This is a genomic window from Micromonospora sp. ATCC 39149, assembly GCF_000158815.1.
In the GTDB taxonomy this organism is placed as follows: Bacteria; Actinomycetota; Actinomycetes; order Mycobacteriales; family Micromonosporaceae; genus Micromonospora.
Genome location: NZ_GG657738.1, coordinates 6342691 through 6366446 on the forward strand (window position 1 = coordinate 6342691; position 23756 = coordinate 6366446).

A 23756-nucleotide genomic window follows, 5' to 3' on the forward strand; every position below is an offset into this window, starting at 1 on the left:
ACCCGTGCAGCACCGCGAGGTCGCCGAGCGGCCCGGCGGCCGCGGCGTCGGGCCCGAACACACCCGCCGCCTGCGCCGCCGCGCCGGCCAGCAGGCGCTCCCGCCCGGTGCCGGTGCCGGCCCGCAGCTCCGCCTCGAACAGCTGCCGGACCACCCCGTACGCGAAGTCGCGCTCGATCGGGGCGGCGCGGGCCAGGGCCACCGCCCGGCCCTGCCGGGACAGGCGGTGCACGGCCTCGGCGAGCAGCCGGCTCTTGCCGATCCCGGCGGTCCCCGAGACGACCACGATTTGCCCATCGGTGGCGGTGGTGGTACCGAGTGCGATGTCGACCAGTGTCGACAAGGGCCGTTCCCGCTCCTGCAGGGGCGGGGGTGCGGATGTGTCGATCATTGTTGCTTTCGGCTTGGCGGGCTCAACGACGTGCGGCACGTCGTCAAGCACCCTAATCGACGCGCATGCACGGGAACAGGTCGCCGGTCGCCGGCCCGGCGCGCCGGCTGCGCCAACGGGCCACCCTGACCGCCGGGCAGCTCGCGGGCCTGGAGCTCGGCGACGAGGTAGTGGCGCTGACACACCCGGTGCACCCGGTGGTTCGCCTGACCGGCCCGTCCTGAACCGCGTGGCCTCGGCCGGGCCCTGCGAGTCACGGCAACCGGCAACGGGGGTACGAGGCCGTCGGTTCATGGGTTTCGACGGCTGGGCACCGGCCCGCCGCGACATCGAACCAGACAAGGGAGTCGACATGAAGACGAGCCAATCCGCCGCGCAGGCTCAGGCCCACGACGCCGGCCCGCCCGATGTGAGCAACGATCCGCCGGCCGGCACGCCGCGCGGCAAGGGCGGCGAAGCGTTGGCGGTGCGCACCCAGGTGACCGCTGGCGGCGTGCGATTCAACCACAGCGAGGGGTTGACCGTCCGCAGTGACGTCCGGGCCGGAGTGGTTCCCATCGGAGCGAACCACAGTGAGGCCGTGGCACTGCTGGGCGCGCCGCACGCCTGATCGCGGGCCGCGGTGAGCGGCACCCGTTGGGCGCATTGACGACGAACCCGAGGAGAGGCGGCCATGACCACGACGAACGACCCGGCGGAACTGGCCGTCGGACTGCACCAGAGGGCATTGTCAGCAATGGACGCTCATCGCCATCGCGAAGCCTTGGCACTGTGCCGGCGTGCCCTCGACCTGTTCGATGCGCACGCCGGTTCCACCCATCCCGATGTCGCCAACGTGCTCAGTCTGCTCGGCGGCGCCGAGGACGAGCTTGGCGCATATGCCGAAACGCATCACCGCCGCGCCGTCGCCGTCATGGCCACGCTGCCCCGTGAGCCCGGCGTCCTGTTGCGGCTGGCGATCCTGGCCCGGGTCGGGCTGGGTGCCAACCTGCGCAGGCAGGGCCGCTATGTGGAGGCTGGCCACGAGCTGAGTGCGGCGCCGAGCATCGCGAAGGCGGCAGCCGACCAGACCGACATCGATTTTGTGTCGATCTGGAACGAGCTCGGCGTCCTGGGCAAGTTCGCGGGTCGATTCGACGAGGCCGAAACTCTCTACCTCCGGGCCTACGGCGCGTTGGAGGCCACGTTCGGCCCCGACGCGCCGCAGTTGGCCGGGGTGTGCCACAACCTGGCCGGGTTGGCGCACAGTCGGGGACGGCCCGCTGAGGGAGAACAGCACGCACGTCGGTCGTTGACGCTGCACCGGCGAGTCTTCCCAGTCGATCACCCGGTGGTAGTGGCAGACGAGGCGCACCTCGCCGCGTTGCTGCAGGCGTAGGGCAAGCTCACTGAGGCCGAGCCGTTGTTGCGGCGGGCGGTGTCCTACTTCACCGACGGTACGGCCCCGACCACTACGACGTGGGCGTCAATCTCCACAATCTGGCCGACGTGCGTGCGGGCCTCGGCTATCCCGACGAGGCCGAGGCGCTCTATGGGCGGGCACTGGCCGCCAAGAGCCGGCTGCTGGGCCCGAACCATCCGCAGGTCGGTCTCACGCTGAACAATCTGGTGGTTCTCGTGGCCGACCGAGGCGATCTGGCTCGCGCCGCGGAACTCGCCGACCGGGCCCAGATGGTGCTGGCCGCGGCGGTCGCGACCGACCACCCGGCGCTGGTGGCAGCCAACACCACCCTCGCCGCCATCTCCGCGACCCGGCGAGGGTGAGCAAGACGCGGCGTCACCGCCTGGTGCCGGAGGTGGTGCAGACGTCGGCGATGGACTGCGGTCCGGCGACATTGACCGGCCTGCTGCGCGGCTTCGGCATCCGGGTCAGCTATGCGCGGCTCCGGGACATCTGTGCCACGGATGTCGACGGCACCTCCATCGACGCCATACAGGACGCCGCGCAGCTGTTGGGCCTGGACGTGCAACAGGTCATGATGCCGGTGGAGCATCTGCTGTCGGAGCAGGCCGAGGCGCTGCCTGCCATCGTCGTCACGCGGCTACCCGGCGGCCTGACGCACTTCGTGGTGGTGTGGCGTCGACACGGTCGGCTGCTGCAGGTGATGGACCCGGCTCTCGGCCGGCGGTGGGTCTCCGCCACGCGCTTCCTCGCCGACGTCTACGTCCACGAGCTTACGATTCCGGCCGCCGCCTTCGACCGGTGGGCCCGCTCCGAGGCGTTGACCGGCCCGCTGCGCAACGCGCTGACCCGGCTGGCCGTCGCACCGGCTGACGCCGACGCGATGATCTCGTCAGCCATGGCCGCGGACGGGTGGACTGAGCTGGCCGTACTCGACGCCGCAGCACGACAGATCGTCGCGGAGGTACGCACCAACGCGCTCCCGCACGTCCTGATTCTGGACGAGACCTTCGGCGCCGTCGATCCACACCGGTTGATGAGGGAACCCCGACTTACTCGAAGCGTGCGGCTTGGTGCAGGGAGCCGGCGCCAGGGTGTCGCACCTGTCGAAGGCGGCGCGCAAAACGGTCGAGCCAGCGGGGGAGGGATGACCCGGTCGGCGTAGGCGCCTGCGAAGGTGCCGACGCGTGCCAGGAGAACTCGACCGCCGTACGTAGGGCCGCCTCGCCACCGAGGACGGTGCGGGCCAGGGAGCCCAGTGGGTCGTCACGCGGGGCCGCGGACCCTGGCGTCAGGCCCGGAACGTCTGGCGGTACGTGTCCGGTGGTACCCCGACCGTGCGGTGGAAGTGGCGGCGAAGCGTCGTCGCAGTACCCATGCCCGCGGCCGCGGCGATGGTTTCGATGCTGTCGCCGGTGCTCTCCAACAGCTCCTGCGCGCGGCGGATCCGCTGGGTCAGCAGCCATTGCAGCGGGGTGGTCCCGCTGATCGCGTGGAAGTGGCGGGTCAGGTGACGTGAGCTCATGTTCGCCTGGCGGGCCAGGTCCTCCACGGTGAGCGGCTGGTCCAGTCGGCGCATCACCCACGGGAACAGGTCGGCCAAGGGGTGATCGTCCTGGGCGGGCACCGGTGTGCTGACGTACTGGGCCTGGCCACCAGCGCGGTGCGGTGGCACGACGAGGCGGCGAGCGGCGATGTTGGCGATCGCTGAGCCGTGGTCGCGGCGGACCAGGTGCAGGCACAGATCCATCGCCGCGGCTTTGCCGGCGGAGGTGAGCACGCTGCCGTTGTCGACGTAGAGCACGTCCGGATCGACCTGTACCCGGGGGTAGCGCGCGGCCAGCTGTTCGGCGTGCGCCCAGTGAGTGGTCGCCCGCAGCCCGTCCAGCAGGCCCGCGGCGGCGAGCACGAACACGCCGGTGCACAGGGAAACCACCCGTGCGCCCGCCTCGTGGGCCGCGCGTACCGCCTCGACCAGGTCGGCCGGCGGGTTCTGGTCGACGTCGGCCAGGGCCGGGACGATCACGGTGCCGGCGTGCGCGAGCCGGTCCAGCCCGCAGTCCGGCTCCAGCAGGAACCGGCCGACCCGGACCGCGTGGGTGCCGCAAACCGTCAGGTCATACCAGGGACCTTTCACGGCGTCCGGTGCGGAGCCGAACACTTCGGTGGCCAGGGCGAGCTCGAAGTGCAGCATCCCCTCGGTAGCGGCGAGGGCGACGGAGCGCGGACCAGAAGCCATGTCGGAAATTGTACGGGACGTGTCGTTCCGGACACTGGTTCAGGTGCGACTACTCAGCCAAGATCTTCAACAGCATCACTTCAAGCACAGGAGCACGACATGACAACGGTTCGGAACGTCGCGGTCTACGGCGCGTACGGGCACACTGGGCGATTCGTCGTCGCCGAGCTGCAAGAACGCGGATACGTTCCGCTGCTGCTCGGTCGCAACCGCGACAGGCTGCAGGCGCTGGCGCGGGACTTCCCGGGCCTGCAGACCCGGCAGGCGTCGGTCGATGATCCGATCTCGCTCGACCGCGCACTCGACGGCGCGGACGCGGTGATCAACACCGCCGGGCCGTTCGCCTCGACCGCCGGCCCGGTGGTCGAGGCGGCGCTGCGCGCCGGCATCCCCTACGTCGACGTGGCGGCCGAGATCGAGGCGAACGTCGACACGTTCGCGCACTTCGCCGATGAGGCCCGAGCCGCCGGGACCGTGGTGGTCCCGGCGATGGCCTTCTTCGGAGCACTCGGCGACCTGCTGGTCACCACCGCGATGGGTGACTGGACGACGGCGGACGAGGTGCACGTCGCCTACGGGCTGAGCAGCTGGCATCCGACGGGCGGCACGCTCGCCTCCGGCACGGTCTCGTCGCAGCGGCGCGGTGGCCGCCGGGTCCGCTTCGCCGACGGACAGTTGCGGTATCACGACGATGCCCTTCCGACCATGGAGTGGTCCTTCCCGGCGCCGCTCGGCTCGCAGACTGTCATCGGCGAGTTCTCCATGGCCGACATCGTCACCGTCCCCAGCCACTTGGACGTGTCGGAGGTGCGCACGTACATGACCACGAACGCGGCTTCTGACCTTTTCTCTCCCGACCCGGCGGCACCGCCCGCCGTCGACGAGCGCGGCCGCTCCGCGCAGACCTTCACCGTCGACGTCCTCATCCGCTCCGCCGGCACCGAACGTCGCATCACCGCCACCGGACAGGACATCTACGCCATCAGCGCACCGCTCGCGGTCGAGGCTGTCGAGCGCATCCTCACCGGCCGGACCAAGGCGACCGGCGTCGTCTCCGCCGGCGCCGTCTTCGACGCCCCCGACTTCCTCGGCGCCCTGTCCGCACACCTCACGGTGCACGCGCCGGCCGCGGCCCGCAGCTGATCGGCGCCCGTCAGCTGCTCGAAGTCCATGCGCTGTGCAGAGCCGGGGTGATGACGGCGAAGGCCTGGCCGTCCAGTCGGTAAACCGCCCGCTGCACGGTAGCCCGGCTGACCCGGACAGCTTGCGTCCGAGCAGCCGACCTGCACGACACGATCTTGACAGCATCACCCGGGACCGATGCCGAAGCGGTGGACATCGACCGCCTTGCTCGTACGAGCGTGCTCGGTCTCGCCCGGGCAGGATTCGCTGCTGACGGCGGAACTCAGTGACCGTGTCCACGCGGCCGGCACTGGCTACCCGCACCGCGGACCAGCAACTCCTGGCCGGTCAACTCGTCGGCTACCGGGCCCGATTCATCCGTACCGGCAATCCCAACAGCGCCGGGACGACAATCTGGCCCGCTCTCGACGCCTCCGACACCGCACTGCGCTTGGCGCCCGGCCCCCGCGCCCCATAGACACGAACACCACCCACCACTGCGGCCTCTGGCGCTAACCGTCAGTGAGCTTCTGGCTGGCGAGGATGTGGTGGCGTAGCTTCACGGGCTTGCCGTTGGGAATCGATGGAATCTATCGCCGCGCCGTGGATCGGCGAAGGCCTCGACGATCTCGAACGACGGCCTGGCTAGCCGGGCGCGCAGTCGCCGAGCGAAGTCAGCAGGTGGCGTAGGAGCCTGGCCAGGTGGGCCTGGTCGGCCGGGGTCAGCCCGTCCAGCAGGCGCCGCTCGTTGGCCAGGTGGCGCTCGACGAGCTCGTTGACCAGGTTCATACCGTCCGTGGTGAGGGAGATCAGCACCCGGCGTCGGTGGCCCGGATCGACAGCACGGTCGACCAGGCCCCGGTCCACGAGCCGGTCGATGCGGTTGGTCAGCGCGGCCGAGCTGACCATCGCCGCTGTGCTGAGCGCTCCGGCGCTGAGTGTGTGCGGCGGCCCAGCGCGCAGCAGTGTCGCCAGCACGTCGAACTCCCAGGGCTCGACGCCGTGCGCGGCGAACTCGTCTCTCACGGCGCGTTCGAGGAGGCGGGAGGCGCGCGAGAGGCGGCCGACGACCTCCATCGGCGAGCAATCGAGGTCGGGGCGGGTCGTCCGCCACTGGTCGACGATCGCGTCCACGCCATCGCGGGGGTCCGTGCCAGTCATGTTATCAGTCTAACATTTCGACATGGAACTGTTTGACGAGTGGACGCAGGGGTCTAAAGTTTCGACATCGAAATGTTCGACGGGAGGTCGTCATGAAGGTCCTGATGCTCGGTGCCACCGGCTACATCGGCTCTGCCGTGGCCGACCACCTGATCCACCACGGCCACGAGGTCGTCGAGCTGACCCGCGGCACAGGTGACCAGTCCCGCCACGAACGGCGCATCGCCGACCTGGCCGACCCTGACTCCCTCACCCGGGCGGTGACGCCCGACATCGGCGCCGTGGTCCACGCGGCGACCCCAACCGGTGACGCCGCCACCGACGCGGCCGCCGTCGAGGCTCTGCTCGCTCCCCTGCGCGGCACCGGACGCGCGTTCGTCTACACCAGCGGCGTATGGGTGCTGGGCGCCACCGGACCCGTGCCCGCTGGGGAGGACGCCGTCGCCAATCCGATCCCCATCGTCGGCTACCGGCCCGGGATCGAGCGGCAGGTCCGCGCGGCCGCCGACGACGACGTGCGCGCCGCCGTGATCCGGCCGGGCATCGTGCACGGGCGTGGACGCGGGATCCCCGCCCTGCTGGTGGATCTGGCCCGCAAGCACGGCGCGCCGGTGTTCGTGACCCCTGCAGACCAGGGCGGTGAGCCCGTCCACTGGCCCATGGTCCACGTAGACGATCTTGCCGAGCTGTACGTGGCGGTACTGGAGCGCGCCGATGCCGGCACCATCTGGCACGGCGTCACCGAATCGGCTGTGCCGGTGCGGGACCTCACGCACGCCGCCGGACGCGCCGCCGGCATCCTGGCCGCCCCGCGCGCCTGGCCAGTCTCCGAGGCCCGCGAGGCGCTGGGCGAGGCGTTCGCCGGTGCCCTCGCACTCGACCAGCGGGTCACCGGCGATGCCGCCAGGAAGCGGCTGGGCTGGCGGCCGCGCCGCGCCGGTGCCGTCGCCGAACTGGCGACCGGCTCCTACCGCACGTACGAGGTGCTGGGCACGCCGGACGCCGCAGACGACGTCCAAGCCATTGCCGCGCTGGTCGCCGCCGTCGAGCACGCCCAACAGAACGAGCTGCCCGACGCGTTCATGAGCCTGTTCCGCACCGAGCACCCGGTGTGGACCACCGCCCACGGCATGCGGTTGGCGGGCTGGGACGAGATCAGCGCGTTCACCCACAAGGTCCTGCCCGGTGCGATGCGGGACTCCACCGCGGTCTACGACATCGAGCGGGTGCTGTTCGTGCGCCCCGACGTGGCGGTGGTCAACGTCCGGCAGCGACCGATCCGGCTGGACGGCGACCCGCTCCCGGACGCCCACGAGGGTCGCCCGTTGTACGTCCTCGCGAAGGACGATGGCACCTGGCGGATCGCAGCGGCGCAGAACACGCAGGTGATGCGCAGCTAGTGCCGTGACCGGTATGGTTCGCCGGGCCGCAGGGGAGGAATGCGTGTTCGTTGAGATCGTCTTTGCCGGTCTGCCCATCGACCGGGATAAGGTCGAGGAAGCGCTGGACGCCGCGTTCGGCCCCGACGGCGAGATCACGGGCGCGGGCAGCGGGATGGGACGTTGTCATCTCGACCTGGAGATCGAGGGAGGCCTCGATCGCGGCGTCACACTGGAACGGGTTCGTTCCGTGCTGGCCGGGCTCGGCGTGCAGGAGTACGCGACGTTGGACGTCAGCGACTGATCACGCGGCGAGCGGTCGTCCGCCCCAGCGGACGCCCTTCTCGCTGCGGATACGAGCACGCTTCTTCCGCTGGGCAGCGAGGACGGCGGGGTGCCGGGCGTTGGTGTTGCGCCAGCGCAGGTAGGCGTGCAGGGCCCGGGTCTGGATGGTGTGGTTACGGTGGTGGGAGTTGGCAATGGTGAACTGCCGCAGCGGGCCGAAGTGGGCCTCGATCGGGTTGGCCCAGGACGCGTAGGTCGGGGTAAAGCACAGCTCGACCCGGTTTTTCTTCGCCCAGCGCCGGATCTGCTCGACCTGAGCGCGGCCAGAGTGCTCGCGGTGCCCTTGTTGCGCCGGTTGACGCCCCACAGGGTGTCGTCGCCCGGAGTAGCAGCCGTGGAAGTACCTGACGCCGTGGGTGCGGTGATAGGTCGCGGGATGCCGTTCGGGCCGGCCCTACTCGGCCCAACACGACCCGCCGGTGGGGCGGATGCCGAGCGGGCCGAATTCGTCGAACGCGAACACGCGGTCCCGGAATCGCTCCAGCGCGTGCTCGATGCGGTCGAGCTTGACGTCACAATCCGGGTCTGGGGACTCCTTCCACGTCTTGGTGCGCTGAAAGGTGATGCCGCGGCGGGTGAGCAGGCACCGTAACGCCTCACGGCCGATCCGGATCACGCGGCCGTGCACCTTATGCAGGTGGGCGGCGAGCTTCCGGATCGACCAGCGGGTGAAGGGCTGGCCGAGCTTGATCGGGCGGGTGGTGGCCGTCTGGACGACGAAGTCCTCGTCTTCAGGACTGAGCAGGCGGGGACGCCTCCCGCCCACCGCGGGTCCAAGGCGGCCAGGCCGATCTCGTTGAACCGGTGGATCACATCCCGGACGGTGTCTTCGTCGGACTGGACCAGCTTCGCGATCACCGGGACGCGGTTCCCGCCGGCCGAGGCCAGCAGCATCATCGCCCGCCGGAACCGCACCGAGCCGGTGCTGCCCCGGCGTACGACCAGCTGCAGTTTTTGCCCCTCCTGGTCGGTCAACCTGCGCACACGGACAGGCTCAGCCACCACACCCCCAGCAGCCGGACCGGACGACACCACACAACCGCTGGAACACCAACTCGGCGACCCTACTGGTCAGAGCACTAGTTTTTGGCGGCCAGCAGCTGCAACTCCTGGAATTGCCGCTTGTCCGTGGGCTTCGGTTCGCACAGCACCCGGGCGACCTCGCTCACGCCGACATCGCGCAACAGCCCCGCCAGGTGGTCGGGCGACCAGCGGTAGGCCGTCACCACCGAGTGGTCGAAAGACTGTGTCGGGATCGCGGCGTCGTCGGTGGCGTAGCAACTGATCAGCAGCTGGCCGCCGGGGGCCAAGACCCGGGCGAACTCCGCGACCACGGCCGGGAGATCCTTCGGCGGGGTGTGGATGATCGAGGACCGCGAGAGCACCCCGCCCAGTGCGCCGTCCGCGATGTCGAGCGCCGCCATCGAGCCCACCTCGAACCGCAGATCCGGGTTGGCCTTCCGGGCCAGCTCAATCATCGCCGGTGAGGCATCGACGCCGAAGGCACGTAGTCCCAACCCCCGCAGATGAGCGGTGACATGCCCCGGCCCGCACCCCAGGTCTGCAACCTCGCCCTCACCACCAGCACGCACCGACTCGGCGAACGCGGCAAGCAGCGCCCGCTCCAGTGACCGGTCGCGCAGGGTATCGGTGAACTGCTGCGCGTAGCGCGCGGCGACGGCGTCGTAGGCGTCGCGGGTGGCGGAAAGTGAGTCCAGTTCGGTCATTCCGGGACCGTAACGGACGCCACTGACCCGGGGCAGCGCGCGGCTCGACACGAGCCGCATCTTGGTCAGGAAGGCCCAATCTAGTGCCGTGCCAGGGCCCCAACACGGTGGACCTATCCGGTCACGGCACTAGATGGCCGTCGACTCCGACGATAGCCTGCACCAGCCCTCGACCCGCGGCAATCTGCTTGTTTCCGCTGCCCGTCATTTCTGCAGATGGCGGCACGCCTCGCCCGACGCGCGGACGGCCACCGCCGACGACCTTTTGGTTCCTGACAGGAACACGAGGGGTCCGGTGGTGGCCATCGCCCCCGACGGGTCTCGACTCCTTCGACATGATTGACGTGTGTCGGTCAAGACGTATGACGTATTGCGTATACGGCTGGAGGGACTTTGGATGTCCGCGTCGACGTCAAGCTGCGCGGACCTCGGGCTACTCGCTGGGGCAGGGTCCGCGAAAGCCCCTGGCCGCCTGGGAGGTGGCACCGCTTCGATCGCCTACAGGCCAGTCGACTGCCCGGCGCCGCCCGCCGTCATGCATCCCCAACCAGGGTATCGACGGCTGCCCCGACATGGACCGCGACACGCTGGTCGGTTGACGGCTCGCTCGCGGCGGAAGCCACCACCGAGCTGCGACTCAGCCATCACGCTCTAGCACCACGTGACCGCGAGCCCACTCGCGTCGGCGGTGCCTGCCTGGCGGCCCTCCCTGCTCGAGCCCGTTGCGCTGCGCCCGTCCGTCGACGCTGACGGCTGGTGAAGGACCTATCCATCCTGAGGTGTCCGCGCGGCGCCTGCTGTCTGCCCCAGGTGGCACGCAGATCCAGTCAGAAGGGAGAAGCGTGTGCTCCGCACGATCCGCCCCTCCGCTTGGAACCTCCTCGGCGGCCGAAAACCGCTGGGGCTCTTGGCTTCGATGGTCATGTTTTCCGCCGGTACGGTGGCTGTCGTTGCCGCCGATGTGACGGTCGCACACGCCATCGCGCCGCCCGCTTCCGTGACGCCTCTCGAACCGGGCGGCGTCGCCAAGGCGGCCGCTACCGACGGCTTCTCCGCCGGCAACGCTGCGGTCGCTTCGGTTGACCTGGCCGGGACGTGGAGCTTCACCCCGGCGGGCCGGGGGACCACGCGCGGCGGACTCTCAGCTACGACGTGTCCATCACCAACTCCTCGGCTAGCGCCAGGTCGGTCACCCTGACCGGGGCGCTGGCGTCGGACGGGGCGTCCTTCAGCCACCCGGCACTGCCGGACCGGACGGTCACGGTGGCGGCCCGCTCGACGGCGACGGTCGCGGTTGGCCCGGCCGGGTGCTTGGTAGCGCCTCGTACTGGTGGCCGAACGTGTCCTACCGATCCGGACACTGGGCGCAACTGCACCGCCTGTCGGTGCGCGCGTCCACCGACGACGGTCGTACCAGTGATGGCACCTACCGGTTCGCGGCTTCCGGCAGGCCATCCAGAACGGCGAGTACTACTACCTCAACGGCGTCCGAGTGAACATCCGGGGCGACAGCCTGCGGGGCGCCAACTACGACCGAATCATGTTCACCGACGCGGTCGAGTGCTTCACCGTGGGCAGCGGTGGCAGCGGCCCGACGCCGGGCGCCTACCGCATCGTCAACCGCAACAGCGGCAAGCCCCTCGCGGTGGCCGGCGGATCCACCACGGACGGCGCCAAGGTCGTGCAGCAGAGCGGCAGCGCCACATGGACCATCGGTGCCACCCAGGAGGGCAGCTACACGCTGCGCTATGTCCCCTCAGGAAAGCTGCTCGACGTCAACGGCGGCGACCAGACCCCCGGCCTCCAACTCCAGCAATGGTCGGCGAACGGCGGCACTAACCAGATATGTGTACCTGCGCTCGTCCGGGGACGGTTGCTACACCATCGTCAGCCGCGACAGCGGCCTCGTCGCTGACGTGTACGCCCGCGCGGCCGACGACGGGGCCCAGGTCGTGCAGTGGAACGTCAACGGCGGAACCAACCAACAGTGACAGTTCGTCCCGGCCTGGCCGAGCCGACAAGCACGTCGAGCAGGGCGGAGCCCTTCCCGGCCCTTCCTCGCGGGGTGCCTGGCGAGACCGCAGGCCACGAGTGAGTCACGCCAATCGACACTGGTGGGTGACCGCATGTGGGCACGTCTTGCCGGGCACCTCGACAAGGGGCTGACTGGTGCCAACCGAGCCCGGCCCCGGCCTGCGCGAGGCCCTTGCCGCGTGTCGGGCCGGGGGCGCCATGACCGTGACGAAGCTGGACCGGCTGGCGCGGTCGGTGGCGGGTCGCGGTTCGACGTCGGGAGTGGTCCAGTCGGATGCCAGCATGCATATATTACAACTTGATATGAAAATGGTTTTCATTTACCTTCTCGCTGTTACCGGAGAAGGAGATGAACATGACGTGGGCCAGGCGACTATTCGCGGGCGTATTGATCGCGGCATCGGTGGCCCTGACGGCGTGCAGCGCGTCACCGGGCGCCGACGGCAGGAACAGTGGCGCGTCGACGACGCTGCGGGTGGTCGGTCCGTTCGAGGTGCACAGCCTCGATCCGTCCACAGGTGACGGTTTCTTCACCCGTTTGCAAGTGGCTGAGACTCTGGTCGACGCCGACGGCCAGGGTGCCGTGCAGCCCGGCCTCGCGACGTCGTGGAAGGTTTCTGCAGACCAGCGGGAGTGGACGTTCACCCTGCGGCCCGGGGCGGTGTTTCACGACGGCACGAACGTGACCCCTGAGGCGGTCGTCGCCTCGCTGGAAATTGCCCGGGGCAAGCCGGCGACGCCGTTGGCCGACGCGCCGATCGAGGCCGTCACGGCGACCGACGGCCGGGTCCGGGTGCAGTTGAGCAAGCCGTACGCACCTCTTCCCGCCGTCCTGGCGCACACCAGCGCGCAGGTGCTCGCGCCCGCGTCGTACGGCAAGGACAAGACCGTGCAGGCCGTCATCGGGACCGGCCCGTACAAGGTCGAGCGCGTCAAGCAGCCCGCCGAGATCGACGTGGTGGCGTTCGACCGCTGGGCAGGTACCGCACCGGCCATTCAGCGCGTTTCGTACCAGGCGGTCGGGCGCGCCGAGACCCGGGCACTGATGGCCGAGAGCGGGCAGGCCGATGTCACGTTCGGCCTCGACCCGGTCAGCCGCCAGCGGGTGGAGCGTGCCGACGGTGTCGAGATCAGGTCGGTGACCCTTCCCCGGACCATCCTGCTGAAGGTGAACGCGGGGCACGACAAGCTGGGTGACGTCCGAGTGCGCCGGGCGATCAGTGCTGCCCTGGACCGCAAGGCAATGGCGACCGCTCTGCTGCGCGATGAGGAGATGGCGGCGACACAGCTGTTCCCGCCGTCGCTGGAACAGTGGCACCAGAAGTCGGTGGCACCGCTGGGACACGACGTGGAGGGGGCCCGGGAGCTGCTGCGCCAGGCCGGTTGGGTTCCTGGCCCGGACGGCGTGGTTACCAAGGATGGGAAGCGGTTCGAGGTAAGCCTGCGAACCTTCCCGGACCGCCCCGAGCTGCCGGTGCTGGCCACCGCGATCCAGGAGGCGCTGAAGCAGGTGGGCATCGGTGTGAAGGTGAAGGTCGGCAACTCCAGCGAGATTCCCGCCGGTCACCAGGACGGCACGCTGGAACTGGCTCTGTTCGCCCGCAACTTCGCCCTCGTGCCGGACCCGCTGGCCACCCTGATCGGCGACTACGACCCGCGCGGTGCCGACTGGGGAGCGATGGACTGGAACAACGCCGAACTGACGAGCACGCTCAACGACTTGGCCGGCGGCGTCGACACCGCCACGGCTACGGCGGCACGTACGAAGGTGGCGGCCATCCTGCACAGCGAGCTGCCGCTGATCCCGGTGGCCTGGTACCGGCAGAGCGCGGTGGTCAGCGACCGCGTCGACGGGTTCACCCTGGATCCGCTGGAGCGTTCGTGGCTGATCGACAAGCTGCGGTGGTCGGCGTGACGACGATTCCGCCGCTGTTGGACGCCGAGGAGACCGTGGAAGCCACACGAGTCGAGCGCGGCGCGGTGCGCCGGGGCGCGGCCCGGCCGATCCTGCGGGTACTGGCGCAGCGGGCCCTGCAGGCCGTCTCGGTCACACTGCTGGTGTCTACCGCCTGCTTCCTCATCGTGCAGAACCTGCCCGGCGACCTCGCGTACCGCATCGCTGCCGGACGTTACGGCTACGACCGGGTCACCGCCGCATCGGCCGACGCGGTCCGCGCGGACCTCGGCCTCGACGCCCCGGTATGGCAGCAGCTGGCCGGTTGGTGGGCCGACCTCGTACGGCTCGATTTCGGTACGTCCCTGGTCACCGGCGCTCCCGTCCTGCACGAGCTGTACGTGCCGGTGACCAGCAGTCTGCACCTCGCCGGGACGGCGCTCGCCCTGGCCCTGGCTGTCGGCGTCCCGGTGGGGGTGGTGGCCGCCCGGCGGCCCAATGGCCTGCTCGATCGGGTCACCACGGTATGGGTCGCCGGCTCCCGGGCGCTGCCCCCGTTCCTGCTCGGCCTACTACTGATCCTGGTGTTCTCCGTGCATTTCGGCTGGCTCCCGGCTGTCGGACACGGCACCGCCTCCAACGTCGTGCTGCCCGCGGTGACGCTCGCGGTCGGTCTGTCCGGGCTGTTCGCCAGGGTCACCCGCGACACCGTGGCGCAGATCCGCACCAGCGACTTCGTCGCCTTCGCCGAGAGCAAAGGCCTCGGTGAGCGTGCCGTGCTGCTGCGGCACGTGCTGCGCAACGCCGGTGTCACCCTCGCCGCGTACGTGGGCGTGCAGGCGCTGGTCCTGATCGAGGGGGTGGTGGTCGTGGAGAGTTTGTTCGCCTGGCCGGGCCTCGGGCACGCCTTGGTCCATGCCATCTTCTGGCGTGACGTTCCCGTCGTTCAGGCCGCCGCGGTGGCCCTCGCGCTGCTCGTCGTCGCGGTCAACACCGTGGTCGACGTAGCCGGGCTCGGCCTCGACCCGCGGCCACGGCGCCGGTCGGTGCCCTCATGAGCGCCGCCGTGATGAGCGTACGGGCGCGGCTGCGCGGGCTCTCCCTGGCGCAACGCGCGGCCCTTGGGCTGCTGATGCTGCTCGCGGTGTTCGCCGTCGCCGGCCCGTGGGTGTGGCCGGACCCCGTCGCGCAGGACCTGTCCCGCTTCCTCGAACCGCCCAGCCTGTCCGAACCCTTGGGCCGCGATCACCTCGGGCGCAGCGTCGCCGGACGGCTCGCGTCCGCCACCCGGCTGTCGCTGCTGATCGCCGTCGCCTGCGTCACGACGGCGATCGTCGCCGGCATGCTGGCCGGCATCCTCGCCGCCTGGCGCGGCGGACTCGTCGACACCGTCCTGCACGGGCTGTCCGAGGCATTCGTGGCGTTGCCCGCGCTGCTCATCGTCCTCATGGTGTCCGCGATGTCCGGCGGCGAGCTGTGGACCCTCTACGCCGGGATTGCCCTGGCCCAGTGGATCGAGTACTTCCGCGTGGTGCGGGCCCGCAGCGCCCTGCTGCTGAGCGGACCGGCCGTCGAGGCCGCGACGCTGCTGCGCCTCGGGCCGATGCACGTGCTACGCCGCCACCTGTGGCCGGACCTGCGCCCGCTGCTGACCACCATGGCCACTTTCGGCATCGGCACCGCCGTGCTGGCCGTGTCCACCCTCGGCTTCGTCGGTGTCGGCGTCGCGCCGCCGACCCCCGAGCTCGGCCAGATGATCACCGAGGCGTTCCCGTTCTACCACGAGGCACCGTGGATGTCCGTGGCGCCGGCGCTCGTGCTCGTCGTCGTCCTCGTCGGGCTGCTCGGCCTGCGAACCAAGGAGAGCGCATCGTGAGCATGCACCTGCAGGACGTCGTGATCACGCACGGCGGGCGCACCCTCGTCGACGTCGCCGACCTGCACCTTCCCCGCGGTGAGGCCGTGACGATCGTCGGGGAGAGCGGCTCCGGCAAGTCGCTGCTCGCGCACGCCGTCATGGGTACCCTCGCCGCCGGGCTGACCGCCCGTGGCCGGGTGACCATCGACGGCACCGGGTACGACCTGGCGGAACGGAGCGCCCGCCGCCGCCTGTGGGGCCGGGTGATGGCGCTGCTGCCGCAGGAGCCGGTGCTCGCGCTCGATCCGACCATGCGGGTACGGGGGCAGGTCGCCGAAGGGGCTCCGGCCTTCCGCTCCGACCGGCGGTCCGCGTACCACGCCGCGGAGCAGCTGCTCGGCACCCTCGGCGTCGGCGACGCTGCCCGCAGCTACCCGCACACCCTTTCCGGCGGGATGGCACAGCGTGTCGCGTTCGCTGCGGCCACCGTCGGCGGAGCCCGCATACTCATCGCCGACGAACCCTCCAAAGGCCTCGACACCCACGCCCGTGAGGAACTCGCCGACCTGTTGCGGCAGCACGTCACCGGCGACGGCGTTTTGCTCACCATCACCCACGACCTAGACCTGGCCCGCCGCCTGGGCGGGCAGGTACTGGTGATGCGCGAAGCCGCCATCGTCGAGCGCGGGACCGCAGAGCAGGTCCTCACCAACCCGTCGCATGCGTACACACAACGGCTGCTGGCTGCCGAACCCAGCCGATGGCAGCACCCATGGGTGTCCGCCACGGGGTCCCCACCGGCAGATGAACCCCACGCGCCGTTTCTCATCCAGGCCGACCGCGTCACCAAGGGATATGGCAAGCGGGACCTGTTCTCGGACGTCACGCTGACCATCCGCCCCGGGCAGCGGCTGGCCCTGGCCGGGCCCAGCGGATCCGGCAAGACAACCCTCGGCAACGTCCTGCTGCGCCTGCTGCCGCCCGACGCCGGCAAGGTCGTCCATGCCGCCGATCTCGGCGGGGGAAGGCTGCAGAAGCTGTACCAGGATCCCGCCGTGGCATTTCCCTCCCGGGTGCCGATCATCGTCGGGCTGCGAGACGTCCTGCGCCGCCACCGCCCCGAGCCGGGACGCCTCGAGAAGCTGATGGGCGCGATGCGTCTCAGCGAGGATCTGCTGCACCGACCCCCCGGGCAGGTCTCCGGCGGCGAACTGCAGCGCGTGGCGATCATCCGCGCCATGCTCCTCGACCCACTGTTGATCTTCGCCGACGAGCCCACCTCACGCCTGGACCTCGTGACCCAGGAGGAGACGATGTGTGCCCTCATGGAACAGGTCGACCGGTCCCGCTGCGCCCTGCTACTCGTCACCCACGACCTGGCCCTCGCGAACGCCGTCGCCCATGACGTCCTCACAGCGACCACGCCGCCGGCCGACCCGGTGCGGCAGGGGCACGCCGGGCAGTTGGGATCGTCCAGCAGCACGCCACCGGTACATGCCCGGAAATGACTGACGGTCGACGTAGAGCAAGCTGGGCTGCAGCAGCAGCCCAGCTTGCTGGCCACCCCTGACTGAGCTCACCACCAGCCGACCACCTCCTCGACGGCCGCGCCGCTCGACCGTCGCCACCGATAGTTCCTGATCATGGCCTGGCCGATCAGGTCCAGCGCCGGCGGGACAGCAGGATCCGGGATGGTCGTGCGGTGCCGCGGCGCAGGTGCCGGCCTACGACGTCGCGTTGTGGCCACCCTCGCGGCGCAAGCGGGCGATCTCGGCGTCCTCCGCTGGAACCATTCCGTGCACTTCGATGGACGCCCCGACGGGGACACCCCTTCCCCTGGACCAACATCCAGCTTCAGGGTGTCCACATCTCAGGGTCATCTTGTGGCGGCCGAGCGAGCTCTGCGGTTCCTGCCGGTTGGAGATCGACGCCGCGAAGATCAAAGGTCGTCACCGGCGACTACCGCCCGCCACCCGGGCAGTTGGATTGGCCGCGCGGGTCGCGCCAGATGAGGACGGCCCTGCTGGGATTATGCTGTGCTGGCTCCGAGATGCGAGGTCCGGTCTTGTAACGCGGCGTTGACGGCGGCTTCGACGTGCAGCCGAGAGGTCGGGAAGACGGGAACGGGGCTGTCGGCGGGTGAGATCAGCAGTTCGATCTCGGTGCAGCCGAGGATGACGCCCTGCGCACCGGACCGGACGAGGCGCTCGATGACCTTCTGATAGGTCTGTCGGGATGCCTCGCGGACCTCGCCGAGGCATAGCTCGTCGTAGATGATGCGATGCACCTCGGCGCGGTCGTCCGGTTCTGGGACGATCACGCGCAGGCCGTGGCGGGCGAGCCGATCGCGGTAGAAGGCCTGTTCCATGGTGAAGGCGGTGCCGAGCAGTCCCACTGTGTGCAGGCCGGCGGCGGTGACCGCCTCGGCGGTCGCGTCGCCCAGATGCAGCAGCGGAATGCTGACGGCGGCCTGGACCTGGTCGGCGACCTTGTGCATGGTGTTGGTGCACAGCAGCAACAGGTCGGCGCCTGAGGCCTGCACCGCGGCGGCGGCCTGGCCGAGCAGGCGACCCGCCTGTTCCCACTGCCCGGTGCTCTGGAGGTGCTCGATGTCGGCGAAGTCGACGGAATGCAGCACGCACCGTGCCGAGTGCAGGCCGCCGAGGCGGTCACGTACCAGTTCGTTGACCAACCGGTAGTAGTGGGCGCTGGACTCCCAGCTCATTCCGCCTAGCATCCCGATCGTTAGCACGTGTCCTTCCTAGCATCGGCGGTCAAGGCGTTATCGTGGACCGGGCTCGGCTCGCCTCGCGTACCGTCCGCCCCAGGGCGCGGGGCCCGGCCGTTGCCACGTTGAGTGCGATTCGAATCACTCCTTGTGATCATTGGCGCCGATCGGTATCCTTTCGGTCGGCGGATTTCAATCATTCCTATGTATTGATGCCAGGGTCATGGCGGTGACCCGGTCTGTCTTCTGTCGCATGCTCGTCGTCGGTTGATTCCGGCTGGGCGGAGCCGTGCCCGAGGATGCCGCCGACAGTGATGGGGCGGTCATGGCGACGTTGATCATCGGCAACAGCCGGACCTGGGAGATGGTCGGCGATCTGGCGGGACTGACCCCCGACCAGTTGCGGGCCGGTGGTTGCGTCGCGCAGCGCATGTTCTGGTTCGCCCGGGACGGCGACGTACTGGTGTTGCCGTTCGCCCCGCCGGCGGACTACCTGACTTACGTCACTGACCTGACCGGAACCGACGCCTCCTCGCTGACCGTCGTGATCCCCCCACCTGGCAGTCTCGGCTCGGACATCCTCACCCCGGATCGGCTCACCGATCCGAGCTTCCTGAACGATCTTCGCCGCAGCCTCGGCGACCGGCCGCCGGTCGAGATCGTGGCCGTTTACAAGGATCTCTCCGTCACCGGGCTCGCCCGGGCGTTGGCCGCGGAGGCGGCCCTACCCGGTTATCCGTTCAGCGCCCAGGCCGGCGACGCGCTGGTGAACAGCAAGGCCGGATTTCGGGCGCTGGCCGCCGGAGCTGGGGTGCCGATCGCCCCAGGCACCGTGGTCACCTGGCCGGAACAGGCGCTGGAGGCGATCACCGACCTCTTCGATCAGGGCCACAGCGTGATGGTGAAGTTGGAGTTCAACGGTGGTGGTTTCGGCAACGAGATCCTCAGCCGTACCGATGGCGTCGTGCCGACCGGCGCACCCCGGGTGGTGGTGTTGCCGGACCGTCCCGCGCTGCTGTCCTACGTCCAGCGGCGTTGGGAGTGGCTCACCGTCGGCCACGCGCACCGGCTGGTGGTGGAGCGGTTCTTCCCCGGCTCCACCACCGTCTACGCGGAGTTCCTCGTCACCGACGAGGCAGCCCAGCTCATCGGGGTGGGTGAGCTGTTGATGGAGCCGGTGGCGATCGGTGCGGTGGTGCCGGCGCAGACGATCGACGCGGAGACCAGAGCGGAGTTGCTCGACGGCGCCGATCGGCTGGTCGAGTCCCTACGCGTACTCGGTTACCGGGGGGTGGTCAGCGCCGACGCCATCGTCACCCCGGACGGGCAGGTGCTCTTCACCGAGACCAACTGTCGCCTGACCGGCACCACCCACCTGCACCTGGTGCTCGATGGCCGTGTGGTCGATCCCGGCTACCGGGAGAAACGAGTCTTCCTGGAACGCGACGGTTGGGCCGTGCCGTCGTTCACGGCGGCCATCGGGCGGCTCGCGGCGGCCGGCCTGGGTTACGACCCGACCAGCCGTACCGGGGTCGTGGTCACCTCCAACGACGTCGACGGGGACGGTACCGTCGCCTGCTGCGCCATCGCGGACGATCTTCAGTCGGCGGAGCAGCTGCACAGCAGGCTGGCCGAACTCTTCGTGGACCAGTCGTCATGACCCGCGCCACGTCGTCGGGGCGGACCAGCGGCTCTGGCCGGGGGCCGGTACACGCCAGGTCGAACCCCATCGGTCGGCGGTCGCGATGAGCCGGCGGATGCGGGCGGTGGTCCTGCGCCGACCCGGCGGCCCGGAAGCGCTACGCGTCGAGCGGATACCCGAACCGTCGCCCGGCGCGGGGGAGAGCCTGATCGACGTGACGCTGACCGGGGTCAACTTCGACGACGTGGAGCGAACTGCCGGTGCTCAGCCGGAGCTGCCGCTGCCCGCGGTGCTCGGGGTGGAGGCGGTCGGGTACCGGCGAACCGACGGCCGGCGGGTGGTCGCGCTGCTACGCCAGGGTGGTGGGTACGCCGAGGTGGTGGCGGCCCGGGACGCGCATACCGTGGAGATCCCGGTGGGCATCGACGACGCGCAGGCGCTCGGCCTGTTCGAGCAGGGCGGCACCGCGTACGGGGCGCTGTCGCTGGCCGGTCGGCTGCGGGCGGGGGAGAGCGTGGCGGTCTCCGCCGCGGCCGGCGGGGTCGGGCACCTCGCGGTGCAGCTCGCGGTGGCGCTCGGGGCCTCGCCGGTGATCGGGCTGGCGTCGACCTCGGTGAAGCGGCAGTTCGTCAAGCGGCTCGGCGCTGACCTGGCGCTGGACCCGGCCGACCCGGAACTGGCCGACCGGGTGCGAGAGGCGGCCGGCGGAGCCGGCGTGGACCTGTTCGTCGACTCGGTGGGCGGCGCGGTGGCCCAGGCCGCCCTCGCCAGCCTGGCGCCGTTCGGACGGTTGGTCTGCCTGGGCTGGCGTTCCGCAACACAGTGCGGTCCCGGAACCGTCGGCGGCGGTGCCGTGCCGGCCGGGGCCGGACCGGCGGGCACGCAGGACATGCCCGGCGTCGTCGCGGTGACCACCGCGCAGTTGGCCCAGGGCTCCATTGGGTGCGTCGGCTTCTGGATGCGGCACGTGGTCGACGATCGTGGGCTGTTGTGCGGCGTCGCCGACCGGCTCTTCGAGCTGGCGGGGCGGGGTCGGCTCACGGTTCACGTCGACCGGACGGTCGCGTTGCACGAGGTCGGCGCCGCGCACGCGGCGATCGCCGCCCGCGCCACCGCGGGCAAGGTCCTCATCGACGTACGCCGGGAGGCGTGATGTTCACCCGGTACTGCCGTTCCATGCTCTGCACGCCGGCGATCGCGGTCGACCGGTACGCCAACTGCCACCGGTCGGGAGCCGACATCTGTCTGGTCGACCTGGAGGACTCGGTACCGCCGCAGGCCAAGGCCGATGCCCGGGTCCGGGCGACCGCGTTCTTCGCTGGCGAGAGCGCGGCCGGTCGCCGGTGCGCCGTCCGGGTCAACGTGATCACCGATCCGGATGGCATGCGGGACCTGCTCGCTCTGCGCGAATATCCGGTCAAGCCACCTATCGTGCTGGTACCCAAGGTCGAATCGCCGCGCGACGTCGAGATAGTGGCGCGACTGCTCCGGCCGGTTCGCCCGGACCTCGAGCTGTGCGCGGTGATCGAGACGCCGCGTGGGGTGGAGAACGCCGCGGCGATCGCGGCGGCGTCCCCCCGCCCGCGTGCGCTGATCTTCGGATCCGCGGACTACGCGTCCGCTCTCGGCACCCGACTGCGCTGGGGGCCGCTGGCGCAGGCCCGGACCCGGGTGGTGAATGCCGCCCGAGCGGCCGAGGTCGAGGCGATCGACTCGCCGACCTTCCAACTGCAGGACCTGACCGCGCTGCGGCGGGAGGCCATCCTGGCGCAGGACCTCGGGTTCAGCGGCAAGATCGCCCTGCACCCACGCCAGGTGGCCATCATCAACCAGGTCTTCTCACCGGACGCGGAGTCGCTGGAGGCGGCCCGGCGGGTGGTGGCCGCGGGCCAGCGCAGCGGCCAGGGCATCACCACCGTCGACGGGGTGATGGTCGGCCGACCCTTCTTCGAGGCGTCCCAACGGCTGCTCGACGAGTTCGACCCATCCGGCTGAGCGTCTCGAGACAGCAGCCGTCGGCCCTATCGGCAGGGAGAGGGAAATGACGAGTACGGAAGAGCACCAGAGCGTCGTCGGGCCGCACCGGTATCGCAACGCCGAGAAGATGATCCGGACCGCCGACCCGGTCTGGCAGGCGGCGGCCGACCATGGCCTGACCGGGATCAGGGTCGACACGCCCTCGGGTGACTCGAACAACCGGCTCGTCGACCGGGCGACCGGTCGCGAGTTCGTCAACATGTGTTCCTGCGCCTACCTCGGGCTCAACCACCATCCGGCGGTGATCGCGGGTGCGATGTCGGCGCTACGCGAGGCCGGCACCACCTGGCTGGTCACCTCCACCACCCGCATCCGGCACCAACTGCTGGCCCGGCTGGAGGAGGAGTTGGGCGACCTGTTCGGCGCCCAGGTGCTCCCTGGTACCACCTGTAGCGCGCTCACCGCCGGAATTCTGCCCCTGGTCGCCTCCGGGCACCTCGCTCCGGGTGGCCCCCGGGTGATGGTCTTCGACCGGTTCTGCCACTTCTGCATGTCGTACGTGAAGCCGATCTGCGCCGAGGAGAGCCTGGTCCTCACCTGCGACCACAACGACCTGAACTACCTGGAGGACGTCTGCAGGCGGTACCCCAGCGTGGCCTACGTCGCCGACGGCGCGTACTCGATGGGCGGCGCCGCCGCCCTGGACGGTCTGTTGGAACTGCAGGACCGGTACGGACTGTTCCTCTTCATCGACGACTCGCACTCGCTTTCGCTGGTGGGCGAGCGTGGCGAGGGCTTCGTGCGGTCTCGCCTGACCATGAGCCCGCTCACCGTCATCGTCACCAGCCTGGGCAAGGGCTTCGGCACCGGCGGCGGCGTGGCCATGCTCGGTGACCGGGCGATGTACGACTTTCTGGCCCGGCACGGCGGGCCGGTGGGCTGGTCGCAGAACATGGCCCTGCCCCTGGTGGGAGCCTCGTTGGCGAGCGCTGCCATTCACCGCTCACCTGAGCTGGGCCAGTTGCAGCGCCGGCTGCACGAGAACGTGGCGTACTTCGACGAACTGTTGCCCACCTCCTTCGCCGGCAACGGCCTGCCGGTACGCCGCATCACCGTGGGCGACGCCGATCGGGCGATCTGGCTCTCCGCGGAGCTGTACCAGCGGGGCTTCTACAGCTCCGCGGTGTTCTTCCCGATCGTGCCGCAGGGGCAGGCCGGGCTGCGAATCATGATCCGCGCGGATATCGACCGGGGGGTTCTGGCCACCTTCGCCGACCACGTGCGGGAGCTGACCGATGCGGCCTGAACAGGAAGGGCAGCCGGCGGCGGACCGCTGCGGTCCGACCGGTTACCGCGTGGTGGGGGAGAATCGGTACCGCGAACAGGTCGGCTTCTACTACGACGAAATCGTCGTCGGCACGGTGATCGAGCACCGCCCCGGCCGCACCGTGACCGAGATGGACAACGTGCTGATGAGCATGTTGAGCATGAACGCGTCACCGCTGCACATCGACGGCGCGTACGCCGCGGCGGGCCCGTGGGGCCGGCCACTCGTCTCCAGCCTGGTGACCCTGAGCATCGTCGGCGGGATGACCGCCCGCAGCACCAGCGGCAGGGCCATCGCGAACCTCGGCTGGGACCGGATCCACCTGCCCCACCCGGTCTTCGTCGGCGACACGCTCTACGCCGAGAGCGAGGTGACCGCCAAACGGCTCTCCGCAAGCCGACCGGGCGAGGGCATCGTGAGCTGCCGTACCACCGGCCGCAAGGCCACCGGCGAGGTGGTCCTCACCTTCGAGCGCAGCTTTCTGGTGCCGACGGAGAAATCCAGCATCGACGACAGGACAGGATACTGAC

At 70.1% G+C, this 23756-nt stretch carries 26 protein-coding genes and 1 pseudogene; 20 read left to right on the forward strand and 7 right to left on the reverse strand.

The genetic code is table 11. From position 1 onward, the window contains the following. Positions 1–343: AAA family ATPase (locus MCAG_RS34050; protein WP_198141661.1), on the reverse strand; the 343-nt coding region annotated here is incomplete at its 3' end. A 113-nt stretch (positions 344–456) separates the two neighbouring features. On the opposite strand from MCAG_RS34050, the gene MCAG_RS34055 reads away from it, so the two are divergent. From MCAG_RS34055 to MCAG_RS27415, 5 genes are all read left to right on the forward strand, one after another. After that, on the forward strand, positions 457–615 hold the full coding sequence (locus tag MCAG_RS34055) for a hypothetical protein (protein WP_198141662.1): 159 nt from the start codon (positions 457–459) through the stop codon (positions 613–615). Positions 616–683: 68 nt separating this feature from the next. Then, entirely contained in the window at positions 684–1001 is a 318-nt protein-coding gene (locus MCAG_RS27400; protein WP_007076199.1) for a hypothetical protein, read from the forward strand. 63 nt (positions 1002–1064) lie between these two features. Next, a complete protein-coding gene (locus tag MCAG_RS27405) occupies positions 1065–1769 on the forward strand; it encodes a tetratricopeptide repeat protein (protein WP_007076200.1) in 705 nt (234 codons plus the stop codon). 80 nt (positions 1770–1849) lie between these two features. Then, complete coding sequence (locus MCAG_RS27410; RefSeq protein WP_036375535.1) at positions 1850–2155, forward strand: tetratricopeptide repeat protein; 306 nt, start codon at positions 1850–1852, stop codon at positions 2153–2155. Continuing rightward, complete coding sequence (locus MCAG_RS27415) at positions 2152–2958, forward strand: cysteine peptidase family C39 domain-containing protein (RefSeq protein ID WP_036375538.1); 807 nt, start codon at positions 2152–2154, stop codon at positions 2956–2958. Before MCAG_RS27410 ends, MCAG_RS27415 begins: the two co-directional genes overlap by 4 nt. Positions 2959–3084: 126 nt before the next feature. On the opposite strand, the gene MCAG_RS27420 is transcribed toward MCAG_RS27415, so the two are convergent. Beyond that, complete coding sequence (locus tag MCAG_RS27420; protein ID WP_007076202.1) at positions 3085–4032, reverse strand: helix-turn-helix domain-containing protein; 948 nt, start codon at positions 4030–4032, stop codon at positions 3085–3087. Positions 4033–4131: 99 nt separating this feature from the next. Here MCAG_RS27420 and MCAG_RS27425 point away from each other — a divergent pair, with 99 nt between their 5' ends. Both MCAG_RS27425 and MCAG_RS33065 read left to right on the forward strand, forming a co-directional pair. Then, positions 4132–5175, forward strand: coding sequence for a trans-acting enoyl reductase family protein (locus MCAG_RS27425; protein WP_007076203.1), 1044 nt, complete (start codon positions 4132–4134; stop codon positions 5173–5175). Positions 5176–5440: 265 nt separating this feature from the next. After that, positions 5441–5632, forward strand: coding sequence for a carboxylesterase family protein (locus MCAG_RS33065; protein ID WP_157548292.1), 192 nt, complete (start codon positions 5441–5443; stop codon positions 5630–5632). 167 nt (positions 5633–5799) lie between these two features. Here the strand turns inward: MCAG_RS33065 and MCAG_RS27430 are convergent, their stop codons facing one another. Continuing rightward, complete coding sequence (locus MCAG_RS27430; protein WP_007076204.1) at positions 5800–6315, reverse strand: MarR family winged helix-turn-helix transcriptional regulator; 516 nt, start codon at positions 6313–6315, stop codon at positions 5800–5802. Positions 6316–6407: 92 nt separating this feature from the next. Between MCAG_RS27430 and MCAG_RS35365 the strand changes: the two genes are divergently transcribed. Continuing rightward, positions 6408–7715: an SgcJ/EcaC family oxidoreductase gene (locus tag MCAG_RS35365; protein ID WP_007076205.1), complete on the forward strand. Its 1308-nt coding sequence runs from the start codon at positions 6408–6410 to the stop codon at positions 7713–7715. Positions 7716–7758: 43 nt separating this feature from the next. Next, positions 7759–7998, forward strand: coding sequence for a hypothetical protein (locus MCAG_RS27440; RefSeq protein ID WP_007076206.1), 240 nt, complete (start codon positions 7759–7761; stop codon positions 7996–7998). Here the strand turns inward: MCAG_RS27440 and MCAG_RS27445 are convergent. Further along, positions 7999–9041, reverse strand: a pseudogene (locus tag MCAG_RS27445) (helix-turn-helix domain-containing protein). It lies immediately after the preceding gene. 77 nt (positions 9042–9118) lie between these two features. Next, on the reverse strand, positions 9119–9766 hold the full coding sequence (locus MCAG_RS27450; protein WP_007076208.1) for a class I SAM-dependent methyltransferase: 648 nt from the start codon (positions 9764–9766) through the stop codon (positions 9119–9121). A gap of 1492 nt (positions 9767–11258) precedes the next feature. On the opposite strand from MCAG_RS27450, the gene MCAG_RS35370 reads away from it, so the two are divergent. Next, on the forward strand, positions 11259–11681 hold the full coding sequence (locus tag MCAG_RS35370; RefSeq protein WP_007076209.1) for an RICIN domain-containing protein: 423 nt from the start codon (positions 11259–11261) through the stop codon (positions 11679–11681). 1 nt (position 11682) lies between these two features. Beyond that, complete coding sequence (locus tag MCAG_RS35375; protein ID WP_232290425.1) at positions 11683–11757, forward strand: hypothetical protein; 75 nt, start codon at positions 11683–11685, stop codon at positions 11755–11757. Positions 11758–12091: 334 nt separating this feature from the next. Here MCAG_RS35375 and MCAG_RS34070 read toward each other — a convergent pair whose 3' ends face one another. After that, positions 12092–12316, reverse strand: coding sequence for a hypothetical protein (locus tag MCAG_RS34070; protein ID WP_232290307.1), 225 nt, complete (start codon positions 12314–12316; stop codon positions 12092–12094). Between the two features lie 28 nt (positions 12317–12344). On the opposite strand from MCAG_RS34070, the gene MCAG_RS27460 reads away from it, so the two are divergent. Genes MCAG_RS27460 through MCAG_RS27475 form a run of 4 tightly spaced genes read left to right on the forward strand, consistent with a single transcriptional unit; the run spans position 12345 to position 17060 of the window. Next, complete coding sequence (locus MCAG_RS27460; protein WP_198141664.1) at positions 12345–13715, forward strand: ABC transporter substrate-binding protein; 1371 nt, start codon at positions 12345–12347, stop codon at positions 13713–13715. Next, positions 13712–14752, forward strand: coding sequence for an ABC transporter permease (locus MCAG_RS27465; RefSeq protein WP_198141665.1), 1041 nt, complete (start codon positions 13712–13714; stop codon positions 14750–14752). The genes MCAG_RS27460 and MCAG_RS27465 overlap by 4 nt, the downstream gene beginning before the upstream one ends. After that, positions 14749–15570 (forward strand): ABC transporter permease, encoded by an 822-nt coding sequence (locus tag MCAG_RS27470; RefSeq protein WP_007076212.1) that lies wholly within the window; start codon positions 14749–14751, stop codon positions 15568–15570. Before MCAG_RS27465 ends, MCAG_RS27470 begins: the two co-directional genes overlap by 4 nt. A 2-nt stretch (positions 15571–15572) precedes the next feature. Continuing rightward, entirely contained in the window at positions 15573–17060 is a 1488-nt protein-coding gene (locus tag MCAG_RS27475) for an ABC transporter ATP-binding protein (RefSeq protein ID WP_007076213.1), read from the forward strand. 521 nt (positions 17061–17581) lie between these two features. On the opposite strand, the gene MCAG_RS27480 is transcribed toward MCAG_RS27475, so the two are convergent. Continuing rightward, positions 17582–18289, reverse strand: a complete 708-nt coding sequence (locus tag MCAG_RS27480; protein ID WP_255349026.1) for an aspartate/glutamate racemase family protein — start codon at positions 18287–18289, stop codon at positions 17582–17584. Positions 18290–18605: 316 nt separating this feature from the next. On the opposite strand from MCAG_RS27480, the gene MCAG_RS27485 reads away from it, so the two are divergent. The 5 genes from MCAG_RS27485 to MCAG_RS27505 all read left to right on the forward strand — a co-directional run bounded on the left by MCAG_RS27485 (position 18606) and on the right by MCAG_RS27505 (position 23755). Continuing rightward, on the forward strand, positions 18606–19940 hold the full coding sequence (locus tag MCAG_RS27485; RefSeq protein ID WP_007076215.1) for a peptide ligase PGM1-related protein: 1335 nt from the start codon (positions 18606–18608) through the stop codon (positions 19938–19940). Between the two features lie 97 nt (positions 19941–20037). After that, entirely contained in the window at positions 20038–21075 is a 1038-nt protein-coding gene (locus MCAG_RS27490) for a zinc-binding dehydrogenase (protein ID WP_198141667.1), read from the forward strand. Then, a complete protein-coding gene (locus MCAG_RS27495; protein ID WP_036375546.1) occupies positions 21075–21917 on the forward strand; it encodes a CoA ester lyase in 843 nt (280 codons plus the stop codon). The genes MCAG_RS27490 and MCAG_RS27495 overlap by 1 nt, the downstream gene beginning before the upstream one ends. A gap of 46 nt (positions 21918–21963) precedes the next feature. Beyond that, positions 21964–23205, forward strand: a complete 1242-nt coding sequence (locus MCAG_RS27500) for an aminotransferase class I/II-fold pyridoxal phosphate-dependent enzyme (protein ID WP_007076218.1) — start codon at positions 21964–21966, stop codon at positions 23203–23205. Next, the gene (locus MCAG_RS27505) at positions 23195–23755 is read left to right on the forward strand and encodes a MaoC family dehydratase (RefSeq protein ID WP_007076219.1); all 561 of its coding nucleotides are present in this window, start codon (positions 23195–23197) and stop codon (positions 23753–23755) included. Before MCAG_RS27500 ends, MCAG_RS27505 begins: the two co-directional genes overlap by 11 nt. Position 23756: the final 1 nt, after the last annotated feature.

Excerpts from the sequence above, each read along its gene's own strand:
- MCAG_RS27430 (WP_007076204.1), bottom strand. The coding sequence starts at position 6,315 with ATGACTGGCACGGACCCCCGCGATGGCGTGGACGCGATCGTCGACCAG.
- MCAG_RS27495 (WP_036375546.1), top strand. The coding sequence starts at position 21,075 with ATGTTCACCCGGTACTGCCGTTCCATGCTCTGCACGCCGGCGATCGCG.
- MCAG_RS27450 (WP_007076208.1), bottom strand. The coding sequence starts at position 9,766 with ATGACCGAACTGGACTCACTTTCCGCCACCCGCGACGCCTACGACGCC.
- MCAG_RS27480 (WP_255349026.1), bottom strand. The coding sequence starts at position 18,289 with ATGCTAGGCGGAATGAGCTGGGAGTCCAGCGCCCACTACTACCGGTTG.
- MCAG_RS27405 (WP_007076200.1), top strand. The coding sequence starts at position 1,065 with ATGACCACGACGAACGACCCGGCGGAACTGGCCGTCGGACTGCACCAG.
- MCAG_RS35365 (WP_007076205.1), top strand. The coding sequence starts at position 6,408 with ATGAAGGTCCTGATGCTCGGTGCCACCGGCTACATCGGCTCTGCCGTG.
- MCAG_RS27470 (WP_007076212.1), top strand. The coding sequence starts at position 14,749 with ATGAGCGCCGCCGTGATGAGCGTACGGGCGCGGCTGCGCGGGCTCTCC.
- MCAG_RS27475 (WP_007076213.1), top strand. The coding sequence starts at position 15,573 with ATGCACCTGCAGGACGTCGTGATCACGCACGGCGGGCGCACCCTCGTC.
- MCAG_RS27400 (WP_007076199.1), top strand. The coding sequence starts at position 684 with ATGGGTTTCGACGGCTGGGCACCGGCCCGCCGCGACATCGAACCAGAC.
- MCAG_RS34055 (WP_198141662.1), top strand. The coding sequence starts at position 457 with ATGCACGGGAACAGGTCGCCGGTCGCCGGCCCGGCGCGCCGGCTGCGC.
- MCAG_RS27490 (WP_198141667.1), top strand. The coding sequence starts at position 20,038 with ATGCGGGCGGTGGTCCTGCGCCGACCCGGCGGCCCGGAAGCGCTACGC.
- MCAG_RS27485 (WP_007076215.1), top strand. The coding sequence starts at position 18,606 with ATGGCGACGTTGATCATCGGCAACAGCCGGACCTGGGAGATGGTCGGC.
- MCAG_RS27505 (WP_007076219.1), top strand. The coding sequence starts at position 23,195 with ATGCGGCCTGAACAGGAAGGGCAGCCGGCGGCGGACCGCTGCGGTCCG.
- MCAG_RS27500 (WP_007076218.1), top strand. The coding sequence starts at position 21,964 with ATGACGAGTACGGAAGAGCACCAGAGCGTCGTCGGGCCGCACCGGTAT.
- MCAG_RS27420 (WP_007076202.1), bottom strand. The coding sequence starts at position 4,032 with ATGGCTTCTGGTCCGCGCTCCGTCGCCCTCGCCGCTACCGAGGGGATG.
- MCAG_RS27425 (WP_007076203.1), top strand. The coding sequence starts at position 4,132 with ATGACAACGGTTCGGAACGTCGCGGTCTACGGCGCGTACGGGCACACT.